This window comes from Pseudomonas floridensis (assembly GCF_002087235.1).
GTDB lineage: Bacteria > Pseudomonadota > Gammaproteobacteria > Pseudomonadales > Pseudomonadaceae > Aquipseudomonas > Aquipseudomonas floridensis.
In genome coordinates this window covers 1-5,875 of sequence record NZ_MUIO01000107.1, presented here as the reverse complement: position 1 = coordinate 5,875, position 5,875 = coordinate 1, and the positions used below count along the sequence as shown (strand labels likewise).

4 protein-coding genes and 3 pseudogenes are annotated in these 5,875 nt (G+C 48.5%); all 7 read right to left on the bottom strand.

Translation table 11 applies throughout. The features are described 5' to 3' along the window. Window positions 1–634 (bottom strand): annotated as a pseudogene (locus BZK31_RS23780) (RHS repeat domain-containing protein); the annotation flags it as partial. Window positions 635–737: 103 nt separating this feature from the next. Further along, on the bottom strand, window positions 738–1,319 hold the full coding sequence (locus BZK31_RS23775) for an imm11 family protein (protein ID WP_083185734.1): 582 nt from the start codon (window positions 1,317–1,319) through the stop codon (window positions 738–740). A 10-nt stretch (window positions 1,320–1,329) separates the two neighbouring features. Beyond that, window positions 1,330–2,496 (bottom strand): annotated as a pseudogene (locus tag BZK31_RS29765) (RHS repeat domain-containing protein); the annotation flags it as partial. A gap of 318 nt (window positions 2,497–2,814) precedes the next feature. After that, window positions 2,815–3,159, bottom strand: a complete 345-nt coding sequence (locus tag BZK31_RS29550) for a hypothetical protein (protein ID WP_157900783.1) — start codon at window positions 3,157–3,159, stop codon at window positions 2,815–2,817. A 348-nt stretch (window positions 3,160–3,507) separates the two neighbouring features. Further along, a pseudogene (locus BZK31_RS23755) lies at window positions 3,508–3,699 on the bottom strand (RHS repeat protein); the annotation flags it as partial. A 27-nt stretch (window positions 3,700–3,726) separates the two neighbouring features. Continuing rightward, window positions 3,727–4,350, bottom strand: coding sequence for a hypothetical protein (locus tag BZK31_RS23750; protein ID WP_083185731.1), 624 nt, complete (start codon window positions 4,348–4,350; stop codon window positions 3,727–3,729). A gap of 3 nt (window positions 4,351–4,353) precedes the next feature. Further along, the coding region (locus BZK31_RS29900) for an RHS repeat domain-containing protein (RefSeq protein ID WP_208617228.1) at window positions 4,354–5,875 on the bottom strand (1,522 nt) is incomplete at its 5' end.

The following is a 5,875-nucleotide window of genomic DNA, read 5'->3' as shown; positions in this document are numbered from 1 at the left end:
GAAACCGCAGGTTCTGCTCGACCTCGTTCACGGTCAGCGCTTCGATCGAACCCCACGCCTTGTACGTCGCCTGCCAGACGATCTGGCCGTCGGTGTCGGTCATCTCCAGCGGCGTGCCGATCTGGTCGGTGTGAAAGTAGTAAAGCGTATTTTCGGCTTCACCTTCACGCTGATCGACACGGGCCAGCGGCGCATAGCTGCCGGGCTCGTAAACGTACAGGCTGCTCTGTCCCGGCTGTTCTTCGCGCAGCATCCTCAGGCCTTGCCAGAGGAAGCGTTTGTGTTCGGTCTGGCCGTTTACTTCGGACTGTTTGGCAACCCGTCTCCCCAGGCTGTCGTACTGGTACGTGCCGGTGCTATGAAGCTGGCTGTTCACCAGCGTTTCGGCTTTGACCAGCCGGTTTTCGCAGTCGTAGGTAAACGTCTGCCATTTCGCCAGACCGCTGCGTTTTTCAACCAGATTGCCCCAGGCGTCGTAGCTGTACTCCTGATCACGCCACTGTTTAAGGCGGTTGTCCTTCACGTGGTCGAAGCGGCTGGTGTTGAAGTTCAGCCGGTTGGCCGCGGCGTCGTAGCGAAATTCCTCGCTATCGACCAGCTTGCCGGTGTCGCGGCTGTGCAGTTGGCCGCTGGCTCTTTGCGCGCATTAGCATAATGCTTAACAACCATGAGCAAATATCGATCTATCTCTATTCAAGTAAGCCTTTTTGTAATTTTATGTATATGATCATCCCGCTTTAGACTTTTTCAATATTCAAAAAAAGCTTTTTGCTTTTAGCGTCATCAGCAAGAGTTTCAGAAATCAAGGGATCAATGCAGATAACCTCATCAATGAAAAAAAAATCCAGCTCTATCGCATCGCGCATTTCGATACAAAGCTTTTTTACCCCCCTAACCTTATAATCATCCGGAAGTTCACCGTTAGAGATCTTACTCAAAACCATAGATTTTCCAGAGTACTCAGAGTTCTGATAATCAAAGCACTTTAGCTTGCTGCTAGCATGAATAAGGAAGTATGTTTTTTCCGTCAATTTTCCGCTAAAATAGCTGGCATTAGCTTCAAAGAAATCTAAATCATTATTGTGCTCGCTCAATAATATCATCATTTCTTCCGACACAAAAAATGCGCCACAGGTCGTAAGAAAGAAGTCAGATTTTAATTTTTTCACACGTTTATCTAACACAAGGCTCACCTTGGTTTCAGCATCAATTTTTCCTCTACCTACCTGGTAGTAATCTTTAAGCGCAGGAAAAAACTCCACGTCGCCGTCAATAAACCTACCATCCGTACTCTCGTGACGAAGAGTGTAGTATTCCATGATATTCCTCCTAGCAAGTTGAACGCGTAGATTTTGGTCTCGGATCTGTGCTTTGCAAGCATAGACTATCAGCCCCCAAACTCATTCTCATGCTGCGCTCTACAGCTCTAATTTTCTTTAGTATCTGGCTATCTGATGCAGTAGACAAGTTGCCAATTTTTTGTTGAGCAGTTAATATTCGATTTCGAGCAGCATCATAGTATGAGCCTAGATGTCCGCCGCTGTGAAGAGGCTTACCAGATGCAAGAGATTCAGCGGCGGTAGTCGGAAGAGCGGAACCATTGCTAGCACCGTTCGGATTGTATATTCCTCGGCCAATCGCTTCTTGAATCAAGCTGGATCTGTTTATCACATTTGTAGGTATCAAATGGTGGGCAGCATATCCTCTTGGAACTGTATTCCCTGCTCTAGCCATAGCAGCTGCAAGTTGTTGGCTAGGTGATAACCCATATGGGTCTACCCATACGACTGGATTTTGCGCATAACAATATAAATTCTCTCCCCCTAACAACCCAATCGGATCCTGCGTAATAAACCGCCCCACTTCCGGATCGTAATACCGGAACGTGTTGTAGTGAAGCCCCGTCTCTTCATCAAAATACTGCCCCTGAAACCGCAGGTTCTGCTCGACCTCGTTCACGGTCAGCGTTTCAATGGAACCCCACGCCTTGTATGTCGCCTGCCAGACGATCTGGCCGTCGATGTCGGTCATCTCCAGCGGCGTACCGATCTGGTCGGTGTGGAAGTAGTGAAGCGTATTTTCGGCTTCACCTTCACGCTGATCGACACGGGCCAGCGGCGCATAGCTGCCGGGCTCGTAGATGTACAGGCTGCTCTGTCCCGGCTGTTCTTCACGCAGCATCCGCAGGCCTTGCCAGAGGAAGCGTTTGTGTTCGGTTTTGCCGTCCGTTATTGAGGTCTTGCCAACTCCTCGCCCCAGGCTGTAGTACAGTTACGGGCCGGTGCTATGTAACTGGCTTTTGAGCATCGTTCCCGCACGTACCAGACGGTTTTCACAGTCGTAGGTAAACGTCTGATATTTCGTCAAACCGCTGCGCTTCTCGATAAGGTTGCCCCAAGCGTCTTAAGTATATTCCTGATCACGCCAATGTTTGAGGCCAATTTCCTTCACTTGTTCGAAGCGGCTGGTGTTGAAGTTCAGGCGATTGGCTGTAGCTGCTTAGCGGGTCAGTGTGCCGTCATCGGCGTGAGTATAGTGCAATAAATAGCGCAATCCGTTCTCGATGCGTTGCAGCGATAAGCGGATGTTAGTGGTTCCGCTGAAAAAAGCGCATAAGACTGAGCCTCATTCTGAAAAATGTCTGAATAAAAATTTTTAAAGAATTTTTCTAGGCAAAAAAGAATTTTTATTAGCGAGTGGAATGTTCCTGTGTCTGGCGCTTATTTAAGTATTAATCAAGACTTTTCCTCAAGGATTGTTAAATGAGCAAGATATTTAACTGGTGGCGTATGCGTCAAGCGCCGAACCAAATATTTAGTGAGGAAATCTTCCGGAAAGATATGAGCTTAACAATGCCTCCAACCAAGTTGTCATTTTTCTCTTGGACAATGCTTCTGCCAGTAAACCTATATCATCTGAAATATATCCGGCGACTTCAGAGTTGTTTGTCATATGAAAAGTTGCTTTAAAAGCATGCTCTCTTAGTTTTTTAATTTTGCTTTCATCAGAAAAATCTTTAAAATTAACCGATGTTAGCTCTTCATGATGCTTAACCCACAGCGCATCAAATTCATCCTCGTCTCGCTTGTCTAACAAATAATCCCAGTCATCTACGGTCCGCAAGAAATTAAAAGAATTAGCCTTATATGCTTGGTCCAAAAATGCGTCTAAATTTTCTATCTCATTATCTCAATCCACTTTCTTTAAGCCAGTTTTCAATAAGGTCGACTGCTGCTTTTGGTGTGACATTTTCACCAACTACATGTGTGCCATTCGGCGATAATACATCAACCTTTATATGATCCATGTTCTCATAGGCGCTTCTGTACGCATCAAACAATTCGTCATCCGAGCCTGGAAAGCTTCCTTGTCTTGGACCGACATGCGTTCGCTCTGCTTCATGTAGCAACCAGTGTGAATGCTCTGGATTTTCTCCCCGAGGAAAAAGCGTTGGCCGCGTTTTATCAGACCGTGAAACCGCAAATGGACGCCCTACAGATTTGCGCACTTGCCGTCGGTGTGGGTGAGGATCTGGCCGAGGGCGTTGTAGGTGAAGCTTTCGGCGGTGCCGTCCGGGTGATCGATGCGCAGCACTTCGCCGTCGGGTTTGCGTTCCAGCCGGGTGGTCTGGTTGAGGGCGTCGAGGTGGTGGCGGTCGTCGTACTGGTAATAGGTGTTCTTGCCCGAGCAGTCCTGAAAGATATATTTTAAGAGCGGCTTGCATAACTAATTCGAGCTTAAGATTTTATTTAAAAGATCGAAATCATAATCTTTATTTTTGATGATTTTCTTATTGTTTTTTATTTTGTTAAAAGCTTCATTATCTAGAATTGAAGGATTTAGTAATGCTGCGCAATGAATAAAAATAGCTGGGTATGAATAGTCGGTTGGAGAATGAAAGACATCGCTTATAGTCCTGTGGTCTGGAAAAATACAGCCCGTTAACACAGGAATGTAATAGTGTTCAAGGGCGTCACGAATGCCCCTGCACACTTCAAAAGCATTATCCGGATCTGGGACGCTCACAGTACCATAAATGCTATCACTGATTTTTTTATCTTGCCTTCCAGATGTCGTAAACGAGTAACAAGCCTCACTACATAAATTGCTCTTATAAGGCGGTTTTTTTGTAGACATGCAATCATAAATTGGGCCGCCGATTACTCGGCCTAGCAAGCTAAAAGCATGAGATTTAACTAAGTATTGGAAATCTAGCTCTGCAACAATCTTCCTTTCAAGCTTGAATCTGACGCCGTTTTTTATGGCTTTAACATCTAGCTTGTTGCATTCAATTTCCTGAAGTTCTTCTGAGAGAACTTTTTCGAAGTGTGCGCGATCTTCTTTGCTCATAAGTCACCAATACCTTAATACGTTAAAAGTTGCATCATGTATAGCGCCTTTGCCACCTAGGTTTTTTCCAGGCAGTCCTTTAGTATCTACCTTAAATTTGCCAAGGGGGCCTTGAGAAGGTTGTATCGTACCTCCACCCAGATGTGATGTTGTATTGCTGGGCGTGGACATATTATAAACTCCAGCGGCTTTTTGATTTTTGGTAAGTCCACCAGAGCCATGCTTAACTTCAAATACGTGGTAATTCCCATGCGCGTCCTGAGCAACTATATCGGCACGTATCCTGCTGCCATTTACCTTTATTGTGACCTCCTCGGAAACCACTTTATACCCATTTCTCTCAAGGTCATACTTAGCTTTGTTGACACCTTTAGCTCCGCTGCTAGAACGTTTACATAGACCGAGCGGATCAATCCATCCAATGGGACTCGGGGCATATCGGTAGAGGTTACTCCCTCCTTCCAACCCAATCGGATCCTGCGTAACAAACCGCCCCACCTCCGGATCGTAATACCGGAACGTGTTGTAGTGAAGCCCCGTCTCTTCATCAAAATACTGCCCCTGAAAACGCAGGTTCTGCTCGACCTCGTTCACGGTCAGCGCTTCGAGGCTTCCCCACGCCTTGTACGTCGCCTGCCAGACGATCTGGCCGTCGGTGTCGGTCATCTCCAGCGGCGTGCCGATCTGGTCGGTGTGGAAGTAGTAAAGCGTGTTTTCGGGTTTGTCATCGCGCTGGTCGACACGGGCCAGCGGCGCATAGCTGCCGGGCTCGTAAACGTACAGGCTGCTCTGTCCCGGCTGTTCTTCACGCAGCATCCGCAGGCCTTGCCAGAGGAAGCGTTTGTGTTCGGTCTGGCCGTTTGCTTCGGACTGTTTGGCAACCCGTCGCCCCAGGCTGTCGTACTGGTACGTGCCGGCGCTATGAAGCTGGCTGTTCACCAGCGTTTCGGCTTTGACCAGGCGGTTTTCGCAATCGTAGGTAAACGTCTGCCATTTCGCCAGACCACTGCGTTTTTCAACCAGATTGCCCCACGGATCATAGGTGTACTCCTGATCACGCCACTGTTTGAGGCGGTTGTCCTTCACGTGGTCGAAGCGACTGGTGTTGAAGTTCAGGCGGTTGGCGGCGGCGTCGTAGCGGAATTCCTCGCTGTCGACCAGCTTGCCGGTGTCGCGGCTGTGCAACTGGCCGTTGGCTTCATATTCATACTTAATCTCGCCACGCAGTTTGTCGAGGGTGCGGATCAGTTCGCCGGCCGGGTCGTACTGGTAGCGCCGGTGGATCGGGTTGTAGGCGTGTTCCACCAGCAGTTGCGGGCTTTCGCTGCCCAGCACGCCGGAGAGTTTGTCGGCGGGTAATGTGGACGCGAACTGCCAGGACTTTCGACCCATGGGGTCGTAGCCGAAGCAGCTGGTGAGCCTGCCCTGGGTGCGGTAGACCTCGCGGTGCAGGTCGTCGCGTTCCATGTCGCTGATCAACTGGCCGTCGAGGTTCAGTTGATGCAGGTGGCCGCTACCGTAGTAC